22 protein-coding genes and 1 pseudogene are annotated in these 22,975 nt (G+C 60.1%); 15 read left to right on the top strand and 8 right to left on the bottom strand.

The genetic code is table 11. The features are described from left to right. Positions 1-31: 31 nt before the first annotated feature. Entirely contained in the window at positions 32-832 is an 801-nt protein-coding gene (locus tag ABKS89_RS07620; protein WP_518301032.1) for a DUF4349 domain-containing protein, read from the top strand. Between the two features lie 39 nt (positions 833-871). Here ABKS89_RS07620 and ABKS89_RS07615 read toward each other — a convergent pair whose 3' ends face one another. Continuing rightward, positions 872-1,402: a hypothetical protein gene (locus ABKS89_RS07615; RefSeq protein WP_138212528.1), complete on the bottom strand. Its 531-nt coding sequence runs from the start codon at positions 1,400-1,402 to the stop codon at positions 872-874. A gap of 208 nt (positions 1,403-1,610) precedes the next feature. Here ABKS89_RS07615 and rsxA point away from each other — a divergent pair, with 208 nt between their 5' ends. From rsxA to ABKS89_RS07575, 8 genes are all read left to right on the top strand, one after another. After that, a complete protein-coding gene (gene rsxA / locus ABKS89_RS07610) occupies positions 1,611-2,195 on the top strand; it encodes an electron transport complex subunit RsxA (RefSeq protein WP_348587819.1) in 585 nt (194 codons plus the stop codon). Further along, a complete protein-coding gene (gene rsxB / locus ABKS89_RS07605) occupies positions 2,192-2,746 on the top strand; it encodes an electron transport complex subunit RsxB (protein ID WP_348587820.1) in 555 nt (184 codons plus the stop codon). The genes rsxA and rsxB overlap by 4 nt, the downstream gene beginning before the upstream one ends. Beyond that, a complete protein-coding gene (gene rsxC, locus ABKS89_RS07600) occupies positions 2,743-5,064 on the top strand; it encodes an electron transport complex subunit RsxC (RefSeq protein WP_348587821.1) in 2,322 nt (773 codons plus the stop codon). Before rsxB ends, rsxC begins: the two co-directional genes overlap by 4 nt. Further along, the gene (locus ABKS89_RS07595; RefSeq protein ID WP_348587822.1) at positions 5,064-6,101 is read left to right on the top strand and encodes an RnfABCDGE type electron transport complex subunit D; all 1,038 of its coding nucleotides are present in this window, start codon (positions 5,064-5,066) and stop codon (positions 6,099-6,101) included. The genes rsxC and ABKS89_RS07595 overlap by 1 nt, the downstream gene beginning before the upstream one ends. Continuing rightward, positions 6,101-6,736: an electron transport complex subunit RsxG gene (gene rsxG / locus ABKS89_RS07590; protein WP_348587823.1), complete on the top strand. Its 636-nt coding sequence runs from the start codon at positions 6,101-6,103 to the stop codon at positions 6,734-6,736. The genes ABKS89_RS07595 and rsxG overlap by 1 nt, the downstream gene beginning before the upstream one ends. After that, positions 6,729-7,442 (top strand): electron transport complex subunit E, encoded by a 714-nt coding sequence (locus tag ABKS89_RS07585; protein WP_348587824.1) that lies wholly within the window; start codon positions 6,729-6,731, stop codon positions 7,440-7,442. Before rsxG ends, ABKS89_RS07585 begins: the two co-directional genes overlap by 8 nt. Beyond that, positions 7,439-8,077: an endonuclease III gene (gene nth / locus ABKS89_RS07580; RefSeq protein ID WP_081517715.1), complete on the top strand. Its 639-nt coding sequence runs from the start codon at positions 7,439-7,441 to the stop codon at positions 8,075-8,077. The genes ABKS89_RS07585 and nth overlap by 4 nt, the downstream gene beginning before the upstream one ends. 107 nt (positions 8,078-8,184) lie before the next feature. After that, a complete protein-coding gene (locus ABKS89_RS07575) occupies positions 8,185-8,367 on the top strand; it encodes a PA3496 family putative envelope integrity protein (protein WP_138212521.1) in 183 nt (60 codons plus the stop codon). A gap of 122 nt (positions 8,368-8,489) precedes the next feature. On the opposite strand, the gene ppnN is transcribed toward ABKS89_RS07575, so the two are convergent. Together ppnN and ABKS89_RS07565 are read right to left on the bottom strand one after the other, a co-directional pair. Further along, positions 8,490-9,881, bottom strand: a complete 1,392-nt coding sequence (gene ppnN / locus ABKS89_RS07570; RefSeq protein ID WP_138212520.1) for a nucleotide 5'-monophosphate nucleosidase PpnN — start codon at positions 9,879-9,881, stop codon at positions 8,490-8,492. Between the two features lie 453 nt (positions 9,882-10,334). Beyond that, positions 10,335-10,616 (bottom strand): helix-turn-helix domain-containing protein, encoded by a 282-nt coding sequence (locus tag ABKS89_RS07565; RefSeq protein WP_373874941.1) that lies wholly within the window; start codon positions 10,614-10,616, stop codon positions 10,335-10,337. Between the two features lie 82 nt (positions 10,617-10,698). On the opposite strand from ABKS89_RS07565, the gene ABKS89_RS07560 reads away from it, so the two are divergent. Continuing rightward, positions 10,699-11,142 (top strand): hypothetical protein, encoded by a 444-nt coding sequence (locus tag ABKS89_RS07560; RefSeq protein WP_348587825.1) that lies wholly within the window; start codon positions 10,699-10,701, stop codon positions 11,140-11,142. 486 nt (positions 11,143-11,628) lie between these two features. On the opposite strand, the gene ABKS89_RS07555 is transcribed toward ABKS89_RS07560, so the two are convergent. The 5 genes from ABKS89_RS07555 to ABKS89_RS07535 form a co-directional block, all read right to left on the bottom strand. After that, positions 11,629-12,204, bottom strand: a complete 576-nt coding sequence (locus tag ABKS89_RS07555; protein ID WP_348587826.1) for a chalcone isomerase family protein — start codon at positions 12,202-12,204, stop codon at positions 11,629-11,631. A gap of 113 nt (positions 12,205-12,317) precedes the next feature. Continuing rightward, a complete protein-coding gene (locus ABKS89_RS07550; protein ID WP_348587827.1) occupies positions 12,318-13,928 on the bottom strand; it encodes a methyl-accepting chemotaxis protein in 1,611 nt (536 codons plus the stop codon). A 176-nt stretch (positions 13,929-14,104) separates the two neighbouring features. Beyond that, on the bottom strand, positions 14,105-14,314 hold the full coding sequence (locus ABKS89_RS07545; protein ID WP_348587828.1) for a hypothetical protein: 210 nt from the start codon (positions 14,312-14,314) through the stop codon (positions 14,105-14,107). A gap of 153 nt (positions 14,315-14,467) precedes the next feature. After that, positions 14,468-15,580 carry an FAD-dependent oxidoreductase gene (locus ABKS89_RS07540; RefSeq protein ID WP_348587829.1) on the bottom strand — a complete coding sequence of 371 codons (1,113 nt, stop codon included), beginning with the start codon at positions 15,578-15,580 and terminating at the stop codon, positions 14,468-14,470. Positions 15,581-15,851: 271 nt separating this feature from the next. Further along, positions 15,852-16,850, bottom strand: a complete 999-nt coding sequence (locus ABKS89_RS07535) for a fumarylacetoacetate hydrolase family protein (RefSeq protein ID WP_348587830.1) — start codon at positions 16,848-16,850, stop codon at positions 15,852-15,854. Positions 16,851-17,235: 385 nt separating this feature from the next. Here ABKS89_RS07535 and ABKS89_RS07530 point away from each other — a divergent pair, with 385 nt between their 5' ends. The 5 genes and pseudogenes from ABKS89_RS07530 to avs1a all read left to right on the top strand — a co-directional run bounded on the left by ABKS89_RS07530 (position 17,236) and on the right by avs1a (position 22,966). Further along, positions 17,236-18,243 (top strand): ornithine cyclodeaminase family protein, encoded by a 1,008-nt coding sequence (locus tag ABKS89_RS07530; RefSeq protein ID WP_348587831.1) that lies wholly within the window; start codon positions 17,236-17,238, stop codon positions 18,241-18,243. A 45-nt stretch (positions 18,244-18,288) separates the two neighbouring features. Further along, the gene (locus tag ABKS89_RS07525) at positions 18,289-19,299 is read left to right on the top strand and encodes a dihydrodipicolinate synthase family protein (protein WP_348587832.1); all 1,011 of its coding nucleotides are present in this window, start codon (positions 18,289-18,291) and stop codon (positions 19,297-19,299) included. Positions 19,300-19,325: 26 nt separating this feature from the next. After that, the gene (locus tag ABKS89_RS07520) at positions 19,326-20,783 is read left to right on the top strand and encodes an NAD-dependent succinate-semialdehyde dehydrogenase (protein WP_348588172.1); all 1,458 of its coding nucleotides are present in this window, start codon (positions 19,326-19,328) and stop codon (positions 20,781-20,783) included. A gap of 325 nt (positions 20,784-21,108) precedes the next feature. After that, positions 21,109-21,273: pseudogene (locus ABKS89_RS07515) on the top strand (IS110 family transposase); the annotation flags it as partial. 520 nt (positions 21,274-21,793) lie between these two features. Then, positions 21,794-22,966 (top strand): AVAST type 1 anti-phage system MBL fold metallo-hydrolase Avs1a, encoded by a 1,173-nt coding sequence (gene avs1a, locus ABKS89_RS07510; protein ID WP_348587833.1) that lies wholly within the window; start codon positions 21,794-21,796, stop codon positions 22,964-22,966. Positions 22,967-22,975 lie beyond the last annotated feature (9 nt).

Here is a 22,975-nt window from a genome sequence, read left to right as displayed (position 1 = left end):
CTCCACCACGGCAAGGAGGCCATCGATGAAACTGCACCACTGGGCGGCGCTCGTCCTGAGCGCCGCCCTCGCCGGCTGCGGCGCTCCCTCGGAGCACGCCGCCGGTTCCGGCGCCGCTTTCCAGGGGGAAGCGGCGAAAGCCGGTTCCTTCCTCGCCTATGAACACCAGGTCGGCATCCGCCTGGCCAGCGAGCGCATCGACGCGCAACTGGCTGCCTCCCGCGATGCCTGCACGCAGAACCGCTTTGGTCAGTGCGAGCTGATCGCCATCGAGCAGAGCGGCGACAGCCAGATGCGCAACGCCCACCTCGTCGTGCGCATCGTCCCCGACGGCGTGGAAAAACTCGTTGCCCTGGCCGCCGAAGGCGGACAACTGCAGAGCCGTAGCACCCGCGCCGAAGACCTCGCCCAGGCCGTCAGCGACAACCAGCAACTGCGTGGCCGGCTGGAGCGCGAGTACCAGACCCTGCAAGGCTTCCAGGGCCGCAAGGACATGAGCGTCAGCGACCTGCTGGCCCTGGCCAAGGCCACCGCCGAGGTCGAGCAGCAACTGCATGCCGCCAGCCAGGACGCCGCGCAGCAGCAACGGCGCATCTCCACCAACCTGCTGACCCTGGACTTCTCCAGCGAATACCAGCCCAGCGGCCGCTGGTCACGCATCGGCAAGGCCTTCGGCAACTCGCTCGACGAACTCACCGACGGCACCGTCAACGCCATCCAGGTGGCCGCGTTCGGCCTGCCGATGCTGGTCGTGCTGCTGATCGCCGGCCTGCTCCTGCGCTGGCTGTGGCGCAAGCTCGGACCACGCCGCAGCGCGAAGCGATCCGCCTGACTCAGGCCAGCCTGCCCGGCGGCGGCTGGCCCAGGGGCTCTACTGAGCGTCTTCGCAGTCCACGTCGCCGCCACCCAGGTGCTCGAAGCCTTCCAGGTAGAGACACGAAGCATCCGACGCACAGTCCTGCAGCGAGGCGTTGCTCAGGTTGTCCCGTGAAGTGGGGTCTTCCAGGTTCACCTGCGGGAAGATGTCGGCGACCTCTTCGGCGGTCATGATCCTGTCGAAGGTGACGTTGACCGATTGCAGACGGCCGTATTCCCAGTCCAGGTCCACCGCGGCGATACGTGGGTCAAGCTGGCGCACCAGTGCTTCGGGCAACTGTGGGCCGGCGTAGCTGAGGTCGGTGTCGTGGCAGGCATCGCCCCAGTTGCTCAGCTTCTTGCTGGCGGCGCAGCTGAACTGTGCGTCGGCGTGGCCGGTGCGCTGCTCAAGCAGGCAGGCGAAGTCGGCGACATTCATGCGCGGCCAACCGACCAGGTCAGCGGTGCTGAAGGGTGCGGCCGCAGCCAGGCCACTGGAGAGCAGCAGGCAGAGGGCGGTGAAGCGTCCGGACAGGGGTTTGCGCATCGCGACTTCCGTGAGGGGAACCGATCGGGTTCGGCAGCCGCCGATATTCCTCCCGCCGCCCCTGGCACCGCAACTGATTTCGGGGAGGTACAATTGCCTACTTCGCACCTTGTATTCGAGCCATGTCCTCTCGCCGCCATCAACCCGCTGACCATCGGTCTCCGAGCATGATCCGCCTTTCCTTGCGCCCGGCTGCGAGTGCCCGGCCATGACCGAACTCGCCCTGATCCTGGTCAGCGCCATCCTGGTCAACAACTTCGTGCTGGTGCAGTTCCTCGGCATCTGCCCGTTCATGGGCGTGTCACGCAAGATCGAGACGGCGCTCGCGCTGGCCCTGGCGACCACCTTCGTCCTCACGCTTGCCTCGGCGTTGAGTTACATCCTGCAGCGCTACGTGCTGCAACCGCTGGACCTGGAATTCCTGCGCACCATCGGCTTCATCCTGGTGATCGCCGTGGTGGTGCAGTTCACCGAGCTACTGGTGAACAGGACCAACCCGCTGCTGGCCCGCACGCTGGGCATCTTCCTGCCGCTGATCACCACCAACTGCATCGTGCTGGGCGTAGCGCTGCTCAATGCGCGCAAGGCCGAGTTCGGTTTCCTGCAATCGACCTTCCAGGGCTTCGGCGCCGGGCTGGGCTTCACCCTGGTGCTGGTGCTGTTCGCCGCCCTGCGCGAACGCATTGCCATCGCCGACGTGCCCAAACCGTTCAAGGGCGCGGCCATCGGCATGATCACCGCCGGGCTGATGTCCCTGGCGTTCATGGGCTTCAGCGGGCTGCTCAAGCCATGATCGCGGCGCTGCTGATTATCCTGATCTGCCTCGGCGGTGCTGTGGCGCTGCGCCAGGCTTCGACGCGGGCAAAGGCCGCGGGTGAGCCCATTTCCGGGCAGATCAACGACCTGCTGCCGCAGACCCAGTGCGGCCAGTGCGGCTACGCCGGCTGCAAACCTTACGCCCAGGCCATTGCCGAGGGTGACGCCATCAACAAGTGCCCGCCCGGCGGCGCCGCGACCATCGCGGCCCTCGCCGAGCTGCTGGACGTCGAGCCACTGCCACTGGACGCCGCCGAACAGACGCCGCTGCGCGTGGCCTATATCCGCGAGGCCGAGTGCATCGGCTGCACCAAATGCATCCGCGCCTGCCCGGTAGACGCCATCGTCGGCGCGGCCAAGCTGATGCACACGGTGATAGTCGACGAATGCACCGGCTGCGATCTGTGCCTGGAGCCTTGCCCGGTGGACTGCATCGAGATGCGCGACCTGCCGCTGCGCGTCGTCGACTGGAAGTGGCCGCTGCCGCAGGGCCGGCTGATCCAGAGCGACCGGGAGCAGGCGGCATGAACGCACAGGTCTGGGACTTCCCCGGCGGCCTGACGCTGCCAACCAACAAGCAGCAGTCCACAGTCACGCCAATCCAGCAGCCACCGCTGCCGCGCCGTCTGGTGCTGCCGCTGCAGCAGCACATCGGCGAGCCGGCCGTGCCCTGCGTCGAAGTCGGCCAGCGCGTGCTCAAGGGCCAGCTTATCGCCGAGGCCGGCAGCGCCATCAGTGCTGCGTTGCATGCGCCGACTTCCGGCACAGTGGTCGAGATCAGCGAGCAACCTTACCCGCACAGCTCCGGCCTTTCGGTGCCCGCCATTGTCATCGACAGCGACGGCGCGGATGAATGGACCACGCTGGATCCCATCTCCGATTACGCGTCCCTCTCCGGGCTCGAACTTCTACAACGCATTCGTCAGGCGGGCATCACCGGCCTCGGTGGCGCCGGCTTCCCCACCGCCGCCAAGCTGGCCTCGCGCGCCCAGGACGACCTGCATACGCTGATCATCAACGGCGCCGAGTGCGAGCCCTACATCAGCGCCGACGACCTGCTGATGCGCGAGCGCGCCACCGAACTGGTGGAAGGTATCGAAGTACTGATGCACATCCTCCAGCCGCAGCAGGTGCTGCTCGGCATCGAGGACGACAAGCCCGAAGCCATCGCCGCCGTGCAGACTGCCATTGGTGAGCGACCGATCCGCCTGCAGCCAGTCCCGACCCGCTATCCCTCCGGCGGCGAGCGCCAGCTGATCCAGCTGCTGACCGGCCGCGAAGTGCCTTCCGGCGGGCTGCCGGCGGATATCGGCATGCTCTGCGTGAACGTCGGCACCGCCGTTGTCGTGGCCGACGCCGTGCTGCGCGGGCGGCCGCTGGTCTCGCGCATCACCACCCTCTCCGGCGCCGCGCTGGCGCGCCCGTGCAACGTCGAAGCGCTGCTCGGCACACCCGTGGGCGATCTGCTGGCGTTCGCCGGCCTCGACCACGCCAAGCTGGACCGCCTGCTGCTCGGCGGCCCGCTGATGGGCGACAGCTTGCTGTCGCTGGACGTGCCACTGATCAAGACCGCCAACTGCCTGCTGGCCGCCACGCGCGAAGAGCTGCCGGCACCGGCACAGGCGCTGCCCTGCATCCGCTGTGGCGACTGCGCGCAGGTCTGCCCCGCCAGCCTGCTGCCGCAGCAGCTGTACTTCTTCGCCGAAGACCATCAGCAGCTCATGGCGCACAACCTGTTCGACTGCATCGAGTGCGGTGCCTGTGCCTACGTCTGCCCGTCGAGCATTCCGCTGGTGCAGTACTACCGCGCCGCCAAGGGCGAGATCCGCGAACTGGAACTGCGCCAGCTGAAGGCCGAGCAGTCGCGCCTGCGCTTCGAGCAGCGCCAGGAGCGGCTGCGCCGCGAGGAAGAACAACGCACCGCCGACCGCGTGGCCCGCCAGGAGCGTGCGGCACGTGTGCAGGAGGACCAACCCGAGGTCGAAATACCTGCCGCGCCGGCCGCGCAATCGGTGATCGAGCGGGTGAAGGCCGAGAAGTCCGTGGGCAATGCGCCCGACCAGCTCAAGCGTCTGAAGATCGACGCCAGCATGGCTCAGGTCGCGCTGAAGAAAGCCGAGAAACAACTGGCCAGCCACGACACCGAACAGTTACGCACTCAGGTCGCCGAACTGCGCGTCGCTGCCGCCGAGGCGAAAGCAGCACTGGCGGCTGCCGAAGCGCAAAGCGCCAGCGCGGAGCCGACGCCCGCTGCCGCCACCGTCACCGACGAAGCGGCGCTGAAAAAAGCGAAGATCGACGCCGCCATGGCCCGCGCCCAGCTGAAGAAGTCCGAGAAGGCCTTTGGTGAATTACCCAGCGACGAGCAGCGCACCACCCTCGCCTCCTTGCGCGCGGACGTCGAACGCATCGAGCGCCAACTCAACGAACTGCAGGGGACCGCCATGCCGACCGAACCGAAAACCGAGCAGCCCGTCGACGGCGTGCTCGCCCTGCGCCAGGCCAAGCTGGTCTATATCGCCCAGCGCGATGCCCTGCGCGCCGCCGAACGCGAAGGCGCCTCCGCCGAGGAATTGGACGCGATCCGCCAGACCCTCGCCGCCGCGGAAGCCGCCCTGCACGCCGCCGAAGACGCCAGCGGCAAAGCGCCGCCGGACCTGGTGCGTACCGACAAGCGCCCGATTACCGATGCCCTGCGCGCCGCCAAGACCGAACTGGCCTACGCCCGCGCCGACCTGAAGAAGCTCGAACGCGAAGGTGCTGGCGACCCGGTACTGGCCACTGCCCGTGAGCGCCTGCAAGCGGCGGAGCGCGCCGTCACCGATTCCAGCGGTGAGGCGCCTTGATGAAGCTGCCACGCATCAGCTCGCCCCACGCCACAGGCGCGAACCGCACGCAGCGCGTCATGCTGACCCTGCTGGCCGCCTGCGCGCCGGGTGCGCTGGTGCTGATCGGTCTGTACGGCGTCGGTACCCTGTTCAACCTGCTCTGGTGCAGCCTGCTCGCCCTCTCCACCGAGGCGCTCATGCTCAAGCTGCGCGACCGCCCGGTGACCTTCTTCCTCAAGGACGGCAGCGCTCTGGTCACCGCCGTACTGCTCGCCCTCGCCCTGCCGCCCTACTCGCCCTGGTGGCTGAGCGCGGTCGCCACGGTGTTCGCGCTGATCTTCGGCAAGCACCTGTATGGCGGCCTCGGGCAGAACCCCTTCAACCCGGCGATGGTCGGCTACGCGGTGGTGCTAGTGTCGTTTCCGCAGCAGATGAGCCAGTGGCCGGCGCCGGACACCGCGCTCGGCTTTGGCGAGGGCCTGCGGCAGATCTTCGGCTTCGCAAGCCAGGGGCCGGACGCCTGGGTCGGCGCCACGGCGCTGGACGTGGTGCGCAACAACCACAGCCTGACCATGGAGGAACTGCTCGCGCAGTCCCCCGCTTTCGGCAGTGTCGGCGGGCGCGGCGTGGAACTGGTCAACCTGGCCTTCCTCGCTGGCGGGCTGTTCCTGCTCTGGCGCAAGTTGTTCACCTGGCACGCGCCGGTGGGCATGCTCGGCGGCCTGTTCGTCATGAGCCTGCTGTTCTGGAACGGCACCGGCTCCGACTCCCACGGCTCGCCGCTGCTGCACCTGTTCAGCGGCGCGACCATGCTCGGCGCCTTCTTCATCGTCACCGACCCGGTCTCCGGCGCCACCAGCAACCGCGGCCGGCTGCTGTTCGGCATCGGTGTCGGCGTGCTCACCTATGTGATCCGCGCCTGGGGCGGCTACCCCGACGGTCTGGCCTTCGCCGTGCTGCTGATGAACCTCGCCGCGCCGACCCTCGACTACTTCACTCGTCCGCGCACCTACGGGCACAAGAAGCCCGAGCGCGGCTTCAAGGCGGGGGACTGATGAACCGCGCCCTGCTGAAGAATGCCCTCGCACTGGGCCTGCTCGCGGTGGTTGCCGCCGGCGTGGTGGCGACCGTCCACCAGTTCACCGCCCAGCGCATCGACACCGCCCAGCGCGAGGCGCGTGGTCGCACGCTGCTGGAGCTGCTGCCCGCGGGGAGCTACGACAACCATCCGCTGGAGACCGAAGTCAGCGCCTTCGATCCCAAGCTGCTGGGCCGCGACGAGCCGGCGCCCGCCTACCTCGCCCGGCTCCGGGGGCAGACCACGGCGGTCGTGCTGCAGCCCGTGGCGCGGGATGGCTATGGCGGCTCGATCCAGCTGCTGGTGGCCGTGACCGCGCAAGGCCGACTGCTCGGCGTGCGGGTCGTGGCGCACCACGAGACACCCGGCCAGGGCGACCGTATCGAACTGGGCAAGAGCGACTGGCTGCATGGCTTCGACGGCCGCTCCCTGAGCGACCCGGCCGAGGCTGGCTGGAAGGTGAAGAAGGATGGCGGCCAGTTCGACCAGTTCGCCGGCGCCACCGTCACCCCTCGCGCGGTGGTCAAGGCCACGCACCTGGCGCTGCAGTACTTTGACGCGCACAAGTCCGAGCTGCTGGCCCCTGCGACCTCGGGAGACAAGCATGAGTAATCCCGGCTACCGCGAAATCGCCCTGCAGGGCCTGTGGAAGAACAACCCCGGCCTGGTGCAGTTGCTCGGCCTGTGCCCGTTGCTGGGCACCAGCAGCTCCATGGTCAACGCCCTCGGCCTGGGGCTGGCGACGATCTTCGTGCTGGTCTGTTCCAACGTCGCCGTCTCGCTGATCCGTGGCACGCTGAGCGAGGCCGTGCGCCTACCGGCCTTCCTGCTGGTCATCGCCACCCTCACCACCTGCGTCGAACTGCTGATGCAGGCGTGGCGGTACGAGCTGTACGAAGTGCTGGGCATCTTCGTGCCGTTGATCACCACCAACTGCGTGATCCTCGGCCGCGCGCAATCCTTCGCCGCGAACAACAACGTGGCGCGCTCGGCCTTCGACGGGCTGATGATGGGGCTGGGCTTCGCCCTGGTCCTGTTGGCCATCGGCACCCTGCGCGAACTGCTCGGCCATGGCACGCTGCTGGCCGGCATGGACCTGCTGTTCGGCCACGCCGCCGCCAGCTGGAAGCTGCACATTCCCGGCTATCAGGGCCTGCTGCTGGCGGTGTTGCCGCCCGGCGCCTTCCTGGTGCTGGGCCTGCTGATTGCACTGAAAAACCGTATCGATGAAAGCCTGGCGGAACGCGCCAAGGCGCCAGCGGGCGACGCACCCGCGACCGAGCGCCAACGCGTCCGCGTGACCGGAGTGATCGAATGAATGCCGCCAAGCGCGCGGAGATTTTCCGCCGACTCAAAGAAGACAATCCCAACCCCGAAACCGAGCTGGCCTACAGCACGCCCTTCGAGCTGCTGATCGCGGTGCTGCTCTCCGCCCAGGCCACCGACGTCGGGGTGAACAAGGCCACCGCCAAGCTCTATCCGGTGGCCAATACCCCGGAGGCGATCTACGCCCTGGGCGTGGAAGGCCTGTCGGAGTACATCAAGACCATCGGCCTGTACAACAGCAAGGCGAAGAACACCATCGAGACCTGCCGCATCCTCATCGAGAAGCACGGCGGCCAGGTGCCGGAGAACCGCGAAGACCTCGAGGCCCTGCCGGGCGTGGGCCGCAAGACGGCCAACGTGGTCCTCAACACGGCTTTCCGACAGCCGGCGATGGCGGTGGACACCCATATCTTCCGCGTCTCCAACCGCACCAACATCGCGCCGGGGCGCAACGTACTGGAAGTGGAGCGCAAGTTGCTCAAGTTCGTGCCCAAGGAATACCTGCTGGATGCGCACCACTGGCTGATCCTGCATGGGCGCTACGTCTGCAAGGCGCGCAAGCCACAGTGCGGCAGCTGCCGGATCGAGGACCTGTGCGAGTTCAAACACAAGACGTCGGACGATTGAGCGTTATGGGAAAATTCCTTCAGGCTGATTGAAAAAATCTTTTTTACCGCTTACGCCTTTGTCGATATAAGGGGCGCCAACACACCCCGTGTTGTGGAGTGCACCGAATGGCAAACGACAAAGAAGACCTCGAACTCGAGGACGATGTCAGCACAGACGACAGCGATGACGGCGCCGAATCCTCGGCAGAGGTCGCCAAGACCAACCTGACCAAGCGCCGCATCATCGACAACTACCTGGAAGAGCGTCGCCTGCAGCGCCAACTGTCCGACTACGATTTCGATCTGTAAGCCGTCTCCTAAGCGAAGTACCCGCATGAAAAAGCCCCGCACTCTGGCGGGGCTTTTTGTTTCCTGCTCCTTGTGGGAGCGCGCCATGCGCGCGATCGCGGGCATGGCCCGCTCCTACAGGCTCACACCGCGACGCCGGCGCGCTGCACTACGCGGTAGCAAGGCTCATACGCCGCGCCGCCCGGCAGCTTCATGCGGTGCTGCTCGACGAAGGCCTGCAGCAGTGCATCCAGCGGCTCCATGATGGCCGCGTCACCATGGATCTCGTACGGGCCGAACTCCTCGATCATGCGGATGCCGCGGTCCTTCACGTTGCCGGCGACGATGCCGGAAAACGCCCGGCGCAGGTTCGCCGCCAGTTCGTGGGGCGGCACGTCGCGGCCCAGGTCCAGGCTGGCCATGTTCTCGTGGCTCGGCTCGAACGGGCGCTGGAAGCCCTCGTCGATCTTCAGCAGCCAGTTGAAGTGGTAGGCGTCATTGCGTTCGCGGCGGAACTGCTTGACCCGCTTCAGGCCGGTGCTCATTTCCCGCGCCACTTCCGCCGGGTCGTCGATGATGATGCGGTAGCGCTTCTGCGCCGCCTCGCCCAGCGTTGCACCAACGAAGGCATGCAGCTGTTCGATGTAGGCCGCCGCGCTGCGCGGGCCGGTGAGCACCAGGGGGAACGGCATGTCCTGGTTTTCCGGGTGCATGAGGATGCCCAGCAGGTAGAGGAACTCCTCCGCCGTGCCGACGCCGCCGGGGAACACGATGATGCCGTGGCCGACACGGACGAAGGCTTCGAGGCGCTTTTCGATGTCCGGCAGGATCACCAGTTCGTTGACGATCGGGTTCGGCGCCTCGGCAGCGATGATTCCCGGCTCGGTCAGGCCCAGGTAGCGGCCATCGGTGATGCGCTGCTTGGCGTGACCGATGGTGGCGCCCTTCATCGGGCCCTTCATCACGCCCGGGCCGCAGCCAGTGCAGACGTCGAGGCTGCGCAGGCCCAGCTCGTGGCCGACCTTCTTGGTGTACTTGTACTCGTTGGTGCTGATGGAGTGACCACCCCAGCACACGACGATCTTCGGCTCCACGCCGGCGTGCAGGGCACGGGCATTGCGCAGCAGGTGGAAGACGTAGTCAGTGATGCCGGCCGAGCTGTCCAGGCCGAAGCGCCGGCTGTTCAGCGCGTTCTGCGTGTAGACGATGTCGCGCAGGGCGCTGAAGAGCATCTCGCGGGTGCTGGCGATCATCTCGCCGTCGACGAAGGCGTCGGCCGGCGCGTTGAACAGCTCCAGGCGCACGCCGCGGTCCTGCTGGTGGATTTCCAGTTCGAAGTCGCGGTAGGCGTCGAGGATGTGCTTGGCGTTGTCGATCTGCGTGCCGGTGTTGAGGATGGCCAGGGCACACTGGCGGAAGAGCTTGTAGGTACTGCCCGAGCCCGCTTCGCTGAGCTGGTGGACTTCACGTTGGGAGAGGGTTTCGAGGCTGCCCTTGGGGCTGACCGAGGCATTGTTTACCGGTCTTGGGGACATGCTGTATTCCTTGACGATGGAAGCCGGGCGCCTGAGCGCGCGGCTTTCCGATAAATCGATGCGGCCGTCCATTCGGCCGTCATTGCCGGGGGCGTCGCGGCGGGGATTCTCCGGCCCGCAGCGCGCTCCTTCTGACTGTGACAAGCGAATGGCGGAAACTGCTTCCGCAATCGACGCGTCCGACGTCGATGCCCCTTGAGTATGACCGCTGCGGTGACTTTCTGATGACAGCTGGAAAAGAAAAACCCCGCCGGGTGGGCGGGGTTTCTCGAAGGACGCTTCGACGACAGCCGAAGGATCAGTCCTTGCGCTGCGGGCTCAGCAGCTCGATCTTGTAGCGGTAGGTACCCCTAAGTAATAGAGAGTATGGACACGAGAAAAATCCAATATTACAGGTACTTAACCGTCCATCAGGCTGTCCACAGAAAATGGCAGATGTGGACAAAAAGCCCCTTAACGTCCGATCTCCCGCAGCTCCTCCCGTATTCGGGCCAGAACGGCGTCGGTGTCAGAGCTCTCTTCAAGGGCGAGATATCCCGCGAGGATGATGCTAACTGGATGGACTCCGAGTGCGGCGGCCATGCGATCAACTTTGTCCAGAGTTGCACTCCACCTACCGCTCTCCAGGTTGCTGATGTACGGCTGGCTGGGACCAAGGCTTTCTTGGGGAATGTCTCGATTGAGCCTGTAGGCTCGAATAGCCGCCCCTAGAGCTTGCTTCAGTTCCGATTGCATTTTTGACGCTCGCAAAAGGAACGATGAAGCCGCTTAGGACCGAATTGCTCTATACTATATATAGTATATTTGGAGTTTTTTTATGTTCCTTACCCCCCTCAAGGCTGAAATCGAGAACTTTGGACTGTTCGGTGATGCGCCTTGCTGGCGATTTGTAGAGCACAGCATCCATCGCCCATGGTTTTACGTTGCGACAGAGGAAGTGGATGAGTCGGACAAGGATGGGTTTACGAGACGGCCAATGCTGATGCTGACCGACGAGGATCTCCTTGAGACACTGCTTGCCGAACAAGGGGAACAGATTCGAGTAGGAATGGTTTTACTTGTCACTCCCAATCACATGAATCAGTCCGGCAGATGGCTCATGGAGCCTCTGGATACCCTAGATCGCTATGAGACAGCGAGGGGTCTTACGTTTACGTATCAGGTCCAGGGCGGTAGCAGATACGTTTGGGGAGATGGCTCAATCATCCACAAGAAAGGGGTGAAGAGAAGACAAGTCTTCAGCCGTTCGATGCTGAGCTGAAACTGCGCGCTACCAGGCCTCAGGCTTAGGATGACCGCATTCCATGCTTGCTTTTTTTCGGCCCGCATAGGTCCGATACTACCTCCCACTAAAGCCAGGGCCGCTTCGCCACTCCCCTGCTCCGTGGCTCAAGACCAGAGCACTTTGTTGTGCGCGCTTTTGGCTTCAATCTTCTCGCAGAAGACAATGCCTCACTAGCTTTTGGCTAGTGAGGCATGCCCAAGCTCTGAGATGATCACCACGACCACGTATAGCAGTCTGTGGCGGCATGCACTCCATTGCATGACTATGTGTTGCCCATGGGTCACACGCAGCAAATCCAACCTACATCCATGAGGTTGTTTCTGGCTTCACACACGCTGTGCGAGTAGCAAGATCCTAAAATCCGAAAGCGCTTCACACTCGTGCCCAACTCTGGGGCACGTAAAGCAGGGCTCTGATCCTTTATCGCCTCGCCAAAAGCGCTCACAGCTGATTGCGTCCAATTTATGTTCCCGAGCCGTCCGCTTTTATTCCGAGCAGCCCCATCTTTTCAACTCTATTTATGGGGTGTGGCCCGAGCCACTGGCTAAGGAAGCAAAAGAAAAATTCATTACTAGGGATCACACCTGCTGAGTGCCCATTAAGGAAAACCTCAGTACCCTCACCTGGGGAATACGAGAACACAGCGTTATCCCCACTCACAAATCCGTTAGACGGACCAAGAGTCATTAGTTTATCTAAAACCGGCGCTAGTCTTTGTAATGCAGCGTCATCAAGATTGACAAAAAGATCTTCTAAGAGAAGCGACTTTGCTTTTCGAGGGGAGAGCTTATCTTCAAATCTTATTGAAATAGCCCCAGGAGCATTACCTGTTAGTATCGCTTGGGCGTCCCCAGACTTAGCAACCAAATAGAGCGCAACGTTATATTGAAGTTTGTTGTCACGAGATAAGCGCTTAGCAACCCCATTCATGACCAGATCCCGTTTCCCTTGAGAGTACTCAGCAGGAAATTCAGCCGCTATTGAACCAGCAGAAAACAGAGAGAGCAAAACAAACATCAACGCACTGACAATATTCATTTAAACTCCAAGATAGTAAATCCCTGAGCCCAAACTAAAACGTCACATACGCTACAAGCGTACATGCGAGATTGAAGAGCTTTTTAAGAAAAAACCCACCAACTAGTTACATACTACGCCTCAAACTTCGATACTAATTCCTGCAGCAGGCTTGCAAGCTCGGAGAGGTCGCCACTTGCTTGGTCTGTTTGATCAACTCCCTCAGATGCCTCTTTGAATAACCCCTGAATCTTCAGCAAGCTCTGATTGACGCTTTCCATCATCCCTTCCTGCCGATCCGCTGCTCCGGCAATTACCTTACTCCGCTCAGTGATCGTCTCGATTGAGGCTCGTATATCTCTCAACGCCTGATCTGCCGACCCAGCCAAATTTAAAGTTGTCTCAGCACTCGCTGAACTCCGCTGCATAGACGAGACAGCCCGCTCAGTTACATCTTGAATCCCACCAATGAGCACTTCAATTTCATGCGTCGAGTTCTTAGTCCTATGGGCCAGCGCCCGAACCTCCTCTGCGACAACTGCGAATCCGCGGCCCGCGTCACCAGCTCGGGCAGCCTCAATGGCAGCATTCAACGCAAGAAGGTTAGTTTGCTCAGCAATTGAGCGAATCACCTCGATGATTCTCGTGACATTTGCAACGCTCATTGCAAGTTCGCCAATTTGAGCATTTGTTAGCGAAACTTCCTCAGAAAGCCCTGAGATCGAATTGACCATTCGTGCAACCTGCTCACAGCCCGACTTAACACTTTGATCAGATATCTGTGAGGCCTCTGCAGTCCTGGCGGCGTTCTTTGCAACTTCCACCACCGCGAGCGTCGCGACGTTGACAATAGAAACCGCAGACAAAACCTCCTCATCCTGCATTTTCATTGCACGCGACGAAGAAGCGGTCACTGTTTTTAGCTCACGAGCGGAAGCTGCGATTCGTGTAGATGATTTAGTGATCGCCTCGATCACTTCTCTTAAACCGTCCTGCATAAGCTTTAGCGAACTAAGCACCTGGGCGGGTTCGTCTCGACCGGCTGTGTCGATCTTCGCATCGAGCCTACCGCGGGCAACCATCTCGACCACCTGCACAGCTCGGCCGAGTGGATGCACAACGCTTCGCGTATAGAAAATTGCTAACCCCACAGTCATCAGTAGCGCAAGCAGTACGGCCGCTATGATTCCTCGACGGGCGCTGTCACGCGCTTCAAGGAGGCCCGCTGTAGCTTTTTCATAACCCTCCATGTTGAGCTTCATGAGTTCCTCGGTTGCCATACCAAGCCGAGTCCCATAATCGATTATTTTACCTCGGAGCATTGAAGAGGCGGAATCCAAGTCACCGGACGTAATTACACCGACGATTCTCTCCTGTTCTGCAGTATATATTTTATCTGCCTTGTCGAACTGATCGAAAACAGCTCTCTCCTCCAAGCTTGTTAGACCTACGTCAACATGCTCCTTCAAAGACCTAGCTTCGGCCACAAGAGCTTTCAACTGACGAAGCCCACCTTCTCGAGCAGAAGGATCACTCAGCGACGCCAGCTGAGCCAAGAAAACATGATTCCTTAACTGCGCCTTAACAAGATTGCTTAGGTTAACTATATTTGGCAGCCACTTCTGATTGATGATTTCAGACTGCCTGGTCATGCTTTCCATTTTCTGAATAGAGAACACACCCAAGAGAAATACTATTACCGCTATGACTCCAAAACTAAAAGCCGAGCGGGGCGCCAACTTCATGCTTCGTAACATATCTCCCCCTGGAAAGCCAAAGGTAGCAGGCAAAAAAAACGCCTGACGAATACCGTACAGGCGCACAAGTAAAGCAAGGGACTACAAAAAAAGCATTAAAGGCCATCTTCAACGAGAAGGAGCACTCGACCCACAGAAGAACATCTGACCTCTCAGCTTAGGAATCAAGAAGCCAGTTTCTTGATCACAAGAAATACACCGATAAATCCACTGGCCAGCCCACTAAAAAAACCACTCATGCCATGACCAATAGAGTTATCAATCGGATTTAGCGGAAACGGGGCAAGATAATAAGCAACCAAAAAGGCCACGACTGCGGAGATCACTCCACCAATAAGACCAGCCACAACAGATTCTTTCAAGGCAAGATTCATAGCAGTTCCTCTATTTGTTATTTTAGGACGTGCAACAGCAGACAATCCCCAAAGAAATTGGAAATCATCGACTTAGGTAATTCCTCGACCCTGCAGCCACCCTTGATTCACCATTAGAAGTGAATCAAGGGTCTATTCCTGAATAGCCAAGTTTTAGATAGGGTTACCGAGATAGTGGTAAGTCTGAAGAAGCAGAGCTGCAGACTTATCTCGGTTAGCAAGCGCACCTTCCTGCTCAAACCTGCATAGCTGAAGCGATGCATCGCAAATCGTCTTGCACCGTTCGTACCGACGATTTGAGTACAACTCAAGAGCAGCTTTTGCTGTGGAGGTTGCGGCGATGCATTCAGCAAGGACTACAGCATCTTCGATCGCCATACCGCCACCGGACGTCATGTGGGGTGTGGGCGCGTGTGCAGCATCACCGAGTAAAACAACGCGCTGGCGGTGCCATGGTGCCGGTACCAATGTGATATCCAGAGGACGGAAAATGACCTGCTTGGCATCAGTGACCAACTCAAGGGATTCGCGAATTGCGGGGGCGGTATATTCTTCCAGACGCTCACGAATCATGAAATGAGCCTCACCTTCCGGAATCCGAAGGGGCTCTTTGCTGTTCTCAAGATAGAAAATGTAGCAGCTATCCTGGGAAGTCGGGAACGACCCCACCGTGTGTCCAGTAGGTGTCCGATAAAGACAGAAGGCATCAATCTCGGCAGGACGAGGCGCGTTAAAGCGCCATACGCTTTGGCCAGCAAACCGGGGGCTGCAATCGGTACCAAACACCTGTTCGCGAAGCTTTGAGTAGACCCCATCAGCTGCGATAACCAAATCGTAGGTTGCCTCTCGGCCGTCAGAGAAGCGAACGTCGACGCCCTCCTCACGATTTACCAGGCTCTCAACAGTAAGTCCTCGGTCTAGGATTGCGCCCGCCCCTTCAGCCGCAGACTCCAGAATGCGAGCCAGCTCCGGCCGACGAATCCCGCAGCTTGGAGGAGCAGGATTGGTGACCAGAAGCTCCCCTGCAGAGTTGAACTGGCGAAATTTGTCGAATCGATATCCGTTATCTAGGCAGGGCTCTGCGAGGCCGAGACCGGTCAGGGCCCGCATGGCATTGTGAAGCATACAAATCCCTGAGCCGGCAACCGGGGTCTCGGGCTTGATGTCGATACAGTGAACATCGACACCTACCTTACGAAGCGCAAAAGCTGCTGTAGCGCCACCGATTCCGCTGCCCACGATCAGGACGCGTTTAATTGCATTCATTTCTTGTCTCCTCTCCGCTTCTGTGGCGGGTGGTAACTGCTAAAGCAGGTGTAGTCATCCGGACATGGCACTGGGCCGTTCGGAGCTAGTCACTTGTGCGCTTCATGCCGACTGGTGCCGGTACTTTGCCGCAGACTGATCTACAGCCAGGTACCGGCTTCCGCCCCATCAGTCAGCCGCAGACAAAGCCAGTCAGAACTGATCGTGTAGCCCTTCAAATCTTCAGTTCAAAGGGTACAAAGGCAGAATTTAATCACAGCCGGCCAAGTGCTCACATGAACGGCTTACGACGCTCAGGCCACCACGACTCTTCCGGACGCTGCCCAATGCGGTTGCGAAGCACCCCGACACCTGCCACATCCAGTTCGACGACGTCGCCCGGGTTCAGGCTACGACCAATTTCGAGTGCGGACCCATTGCCCATGGTCCCAGAACCGATGACATCGCCAGGCTGAATGTGATCGCCGATCGAGACGTAAGCGATCAGTTCCTCAACAGTCCACAGCATCTCTGACGAATCGCCTTCACCCCAAGTCTCGCCATTTACGCGAACGGACATCTTAATGGCATTCAGGTCGGCGAATTCATCGATTGTGGTGATCCACGGGCCGATACCGTAAGCGAAGTCCTTGCTCTTGGTTGGGCCCATGCCGATTGCGAACTCGTTGGCCTGCAGATCGCGTGCGCTGAAGTCGTTGAAGATGGTTACACCGAAGAGATGCGAGAGAGCCTGGTCCGGAGTGATGTTGTTGGCGCGATTGCCGACAACCCAACCGAGCTCCAGCTCGTAATCGATACGTTGCCCGCGAGCAGGCCATGGCACTTCGGCCTCATGGCCAATCACAGTCCAAGGCGAACCCTTGAAGTAGCCGGGAATCTCGAGCAGAGCAGGTTGCGGAGTGACATTCATCCGCTCGTGGAACTGGCGTATGTGCTTGGTGAAGGTAAGGCCATCGCGCACAACCGAGGGATCGCAGGCTGCGCCCCACTTAACGCCATCCATAGCTAGCGACGCGTCAGCACCGAACTTCTCAGCAGCCTCAACAGCAGTGTCCAAGAACTGCTGCCCCAGGGCGATCGCAGCGGACATGCTCTCAGGGAAAACAGTGGATGCATAACGAAGCGCTGCTTCGCGAGTCGCGCCTCGTGCTTGAAGACGCAGAGCTTCAGCAGCACGCAGGTCGATAACCCGATTCTGCTCCGGCAGAACCATGCAAATACGCTGTACCGGACCGTCCAGCCCTTCAACCACAAACCGACCTAGCTTCATGTCTTTCTCCCGATGGGTGTCTTGTTTTGCCGATACCAAACTATACGTATCGTTTCACAAGTGCAACCACCACCAGACACCTCACTGATAAGTACCAATGGATTGGCTGAATGAGCCTTGCTTGAAAGAAATATTTTAGATACGCTCCGTGTCGTTTATGGCATCGCTAGCACCTGTTTTGAACCACAAGCATGGAGCTCGCTGAGCTGTCATGTACGTCGAGAAGATCACCCGACTTGGAGCCATCTACAGCCACACAAGGCAAGCTGTCTGGCTGCAGACTTAGGGAGCTGGTTTGTCGGAGGCGTCCTGTAAAGCACTGACGCTGAAACAGGGCGCCCTACTCGCGCTCAACCCATAACCGCTGCTTTTTGGAATCAACCATATGACTGCCAATCTCCAGAACCCCGTCTTCATCTCCAGTGACACTGCACGGGCTGTCTTTCGCTGGAAAGATGCAATTGCCGCTCTCCAAAAGGCGTACGCCCACTCCATCCCCGCAAAGGCGACTCCGCCTCGCACGGTAGCGGTGCTTGAAAAAACCTGGCTGCGCAACTTGCCCGCAATTCCGCCTGGCAGCCGTTACTACGGCGCCAAACTGATGGGTTCGAACATGGGTGGCGACGCGCCTCCTGGTATCGAATACGTCATTGTCCTGTTTGATCGGACCACCAACCGGATTGCTGCCTTCGTCGACGGTAACCTGGTGACGGGCTACCGCACCGCCTCCACATCGGCCGCAGCATTGGATCGGCTGGCCCCCAAGAACCCTGCGCGCCTGGCAGTACTTGGTAGCGGCCTGGAAGCAGCGATGCACACCCGCGCGTTCGCAAGTGTTCGCGAGCTCACCGAAGTCAACGTGTTCAGCCCGACACCTGATCGTCGCGCGGCCTTCGCCGAAGCGGTGACTGCGGATACCGGCGTTCCCGCCAGAGGTGTCGCATCTGCCAAAGAGGCAGTGGAAGGCGCAGACATCGTGCTGACCGCTGCACGCTCTCGTGGTGAGGAGCCGATTCTCTTTGCCGAATGGCTGAAGCCCGGTGCAACTGTTGTCTCGATTGGCTCAACCATTCCTGAGCAGCGCGAAATTGACGTCTCGGTTGTTGAGCGCAGCGACATCATCATCTGCGACACGCTGGAAGAAGTACTCGAGGAGACTGGCGACATGCTGGCTGCCAAGGCAGCGGGTATTGAATTCCACAACAAGGCATTCAGCCTGGCCGATCTCATGAGCGGCGCCTGCGCAGATGCCCTGGTGAAAGCTCGCGCCCCGATGTTCAAGTCCGTCGGCGGCGGCCTGCAAGACATAGTCGTCGCTGAGCTGATCCTCACCAAGGCAATCGAAGCTGGCCTTGCGACCCCGCTCCCCATCGAATTCGAAACCAAAAGCTAAACGAGCTTTTTGTCCAGATAGAACAATCCACAGAGGAAACTGAACATGGCCAATTACAACAAAAAGGACGCCCGTGAGTGGGCACGTGAACACCTACTCGGCGTGGCCAACGTCACCATTCCGACCATGACCTCCGACTTCAAGCGCATCAATGAAAAGGCTGTGCGCCATGACGTCGAACTTGCGCTCCAGCACGGCTTCGTGGGTACCCTGTCCTGCTCTGAGGTTGCGATTACTCAAGACCAGTACTTCGAGTTCTGCCAGATCATGGCCGATCAAGCTGCAGGCCGCATGGTCATTGTTCACCAAGCGGTATTCAACACCCTCGAAGACAACATCGAAGCTGTAAAGCGTGCCGAAGCGGCCGGTGCTGACCTCGTGCTCCTGGGTTATCCGCCCTACTTCTACCCGAAGGATTACGAGGAGGTCTTCCAGTACACCAAGGCAGTCTGTGACGCGACCAATCTTGGCGTGATCATCTTCCCGCTGCCGGCTTGGGGCTTCAGCCGCCTCCATCCAGCCGACATCCCAGTCTCGGTCTTGCGTCGCATGGTCGACGAGATTCCGAACGTTGTAGCTATTAAGGCAGAGGGCGGACTGCCCTACATCATGTCCGCAATTGAGGTGCATCGTGAGTTCCATGAGGAAGTCGTTATTTCTTCCCCTCTGGAATATGAGTACGTGCCCCTGGCCCAGGTCATGGACATTCCGTTCTGCGGGACCAACTACTCCGCCTACTACGGCCCGCTCCTGCCCCAAATCCACAAGCTGATCCGCGCTGGCAACTACGATGAAGCCACCCAGCTTTGGTACAAGATGGACCCTGCTCGTAAAGCTTTCGGTAGCCTCCCGATGGCAGCGAACGGCCTGTTGAACCGCATGATGTGGAAGTACCAGGGTTGGCTCCAGGGCTACAACGGCGGCCCGATGCCTCACCCGACTCAGCGTGTATTCCAGAAAGACATGGCGGTTCTCCGCAAAGGTCTCGAGGCCGCGGGCCTCAACCCCACCCGCGACGCAGACGAAGCCTTCTTCGTCGGCCGTAATCCTGTTTGAGGCCAGCCATGTCCAGTACAAATACCCTGCAGTTGAAAGACCCGGATCTGCTCCGTGAGGCCATGCTGATTGATGGCCAATGGGTTCAAGCCGACAATGGTCAGACCATCGAGGTCCGCAACCCCGCTACCGGAGAACTGGTGGCTCGTGTTCCCAATGGTGGTATGCGCGAAACGCAGCGTGCGGTAGCTGCCGCAGAGCGCGCAATGAAAGGCTGGCGCAAAACGCTGCCTAAGGAGCGTTCCAAAGTTCTGCGCAAGCTTTTCGATCTGATGCTGGAAAACATCGATGATCTGGCGAAGATCATGACTGCCGAACAGGGCAAGCCCTTAGTTGAGTCGCGCGGCGAGATCATCTACGCCGCAGGCTTCATCGAGTGGTTCGCTGAGGAGGCAAAGCGCGTTTACGGCGACATCATTCCGCATAACGTGGAAGGCCGTCAGATCCTCGTGCAGAAGGCGCCGATCGGAGTGTTCGCAGCTATCACTCCTTGGAACTTCCCCTCTGCAATGATCACCCGAAAAGCCGGCCCGGGTTGGGCTGTGGGTTGCGCCGGCGTGATCAAGCCTGCAAGCCAAACACCTCTATCTGCACTGGCACTAGCGGTACTGGCGGAGCGAGCAGGGCTGCCTGCAGGCGTCTGCAACGTCGTGACCGGTTCCGCTCGAGCAATCGGCGGCGAGCTGACTTCCAACCCGACCGTACGCAAGCTCTCGTTCACCGGCTCGACCGAAGTAGGTGCTCAGCTTCTGGCCCAATGTGCACCGACCATCAAGAAGACCAGCATGGAACTGGGTGGCAACGCCCCGTTCATTGTCTTCGATGATGCTGATGTGGACGCGGCTGTAAAGGGTGCCATTGCAGCCAAGTACCGCAACACCGGACAGGCCTGCGTCGCTGCCAACCGGATGCTGGTTCAGTCGGGTATCTACGACACGTTCGCGCAGAAGCTCGCAGAGGCCACCGCGGCTCTGAAGGTTGGCAACGGCATGGACGAAGGCGTAGTTCTTGGACCGCTGATCAATGATGAGGCGGTCAAGAAAGTCGAAGAGCACATTGCCGACGCGGTAGAGAAAGGCGCTCAGGTAGCAACCGGCGGTAAACGACACACGTTAGGCGGAAGCTACTTCGAACCGACCGTTCTCACTAATGTCCCGAACGAAGCGCTTATCTTCAGCGACGAAACCTTCGGGCCAGTAGCGCCCTTGTTCCGCTTCGAGTCCGAGGAAGAGGCGATCTCCATGGCAAACGACACCCCGTTCGGCCTGGCCGCGTATGTCTTCGCACGCGATGTGGGCAGGATCTTCCGCGTCGTCGACAGCCTCGAGTTCGGTATGGTGGGTGTGAACGAAGGCATGATCTCTACTGAGGTTGCTCCCTTTGGCGGCGTGAAAACCTCCGGCCTCGGCCGCGAAGGCTCCAAGTACGGCGTAGAAGACTACCTAGAGATCAAGTACGTCGCCCTTGGCGGCCTGAGCCAGTAACCGCAGGCGTCACCAGTGCTCGGCAGCCAGAGATGGCTGTCGAGTACGCTTAGATTCTGAAATCAGACTGCAGCGCTTACCAGTGAGCATGAAGGGCTTCCTTGTGAGAGCCCGGCATAGGGCTCTCTTCTAAAGCCTGAGGCCATAAGGATCGCGCTGCGCTCATTGCATGGCGCAGGTTAAAGAGGATCGGAGATTTCGGTATGCCCGCTCGCTCTGCCCACTCCATGAAGTGATCCATCGTTACGCCGTACCAACGTTTGGTGCCAGCCATCGATAAGCCGAACTCTTGCTCGTTACCCATGTCCCCCTGGTGAACAGGATGTCAGCCCCATCCAAGGATGACCGGCTGAGCCAATGGGTCGTCCGTTTGGCTGAACGATCGCACACCAACGTGGCAGCCATCGCGCTGGCTAACAAAACCGCGCGCCTGGCCTGGGCGATGCTGCGCAATGGGACTGACTACCAGCCGGAACGGGCTGCGGCCTGACCCATGAACCAACCACTGCATAACAGAGTGACCGTCACCCACGATTGCGAAGCAACCTGAACGATGGCAAACCGGTCGAACCGGCGCGAGAAAAACCCTCAAGTGTCCATGTGCGAGAAGCACGTAGAAGCGATTGGGAGCCCGCGCGCGAATAGCCCATCATGGCCCAGCATCAGAAGACGATGCCGAAATCAGAGGCCGGATATACGTGTGCAGTCGGCACGGGCGCCAAAGTGACGGGAGCTTGCAATGAGGGGGAGTCCATATACGGACAATCAGCTAATAAATAAATCTGCCCCCTTTTCCCCATGCCCCATGCCCCATGCCCCATGCGCCATGCGCCATGCGCAGCAATCTCCTCGATGGCGCAAAGTGGGCCCACTAGCTTCGAGACCTGCGCGAGAATTTCAGGCGCACGAATGCCGTGTTGATGCAAATCCTCTAGCGCTATGGTTAGCTCGGCTGAGAACGCACAGCAGGTCAGGTCTAGCGTGCGACTTCCACTAAGGCCAAAACAGCCATGCCAAAACTGAAGATGTACGCTGCAAAAAACGGCGATGCCTTTCTCATCCAAGCCTCAAGCACGCACATCCTTATAGACGCAGGCTACGCGAGCACCTTCACCGACTACATTCTGGACGACCTTCGACAGGTGGCCCGCGCCGGTGACGCGCTAGATTTGCTCATCTGCACACACATTGACAAAGACCACATCGGCGGACTTCTCGAGTTCTTCTCTTCGAACGGCCCTCAAGGAGCTCGAAGCATCATTGAGGTCAAAGAGGTCTGGCACAACAGCCTCAGATCGCTACCATCAACGCCCGGCGCTCCCGACACCTTGTCAGACCGCCAGCTTTTGGAGGCGGTACAGAGGCGAGGATTTCTCCTGCCATCGCCCCCAGGGCCGGTGGTCAACCCCATCAGCGCTAAGCAAGGAAGCTCGCTAGCAAAGCTTCTCAAGGAACAAGGCTACCTCTGGAACTCTGGTGATGGCACCACGTGCATGACCAGCGGGCGGCCGACGCATGCCTTGCCAAAAGGCGTTCAGATCCAGTTGATCGGGCCGCCGGTTACCAGACTGCAGGAATTGCGCTCTTGGTGGCTTGCACAGATGCGAAAGCTCTCCTACAGAGGCGGGGCAGCGGTCGATGCCCTGGTGGAAGACGCCTACGAGATGCTATGCGCGGCCACTCGCGAACCAATGCCGGCGACGGTCAAGACCATCTCGGCCGGAGGGTCCAAGAGGCTCGCTGAACTGTACGTCCCTGACGTATCACCTACCAATGGCAGCTCCATCGCCGCCGTCATCGTGGCGGAAGGTAAGCGACTGCTTTTCCTCGGCGATGCTTGGGCTCAGGACGTTGCTGCAGAGCTCAAACGTATACACAAGGGCGATGCTCTACAGATGTTCGACGCCATCAAGGTGTCCCATCACGGCAGCATTCACAACACAAGCGTGGATCTCCTGTCGCTCATTGACGCTCCTGTTTTCCTGGTCTCGTCGAATGGGTCGGCGCACAACCACCCAGACTTTGAAGTGCTCGCCGAAATCGTCGACAGGCCTGCGACGTTTGAGCGAACGATTTACGTCAACTACGAGACCCCTGCATCGACTCGCCTTCGGGCACACGCGTCAAGGTCTGGCGCCAAGTTCAACGTGGAAGTCGTTCAAGACGGCTGGATCCATGTCTAGGGAGACGAA

Origin of the sequence: Pseudomonas sp. LABIM340, from assembly GCF_040017195.2 — a bacterium.
In the GTDB taxonomy this organism is placed as follows: Bacteria; Pseudomonadota; Gammaproteobacteria; order Pseudomonadales; family Pseudomonadaceae; genus Pseudomonas.
This window is presented reverse-complemented; position numbering and strand designations above follow the sequence as displayed.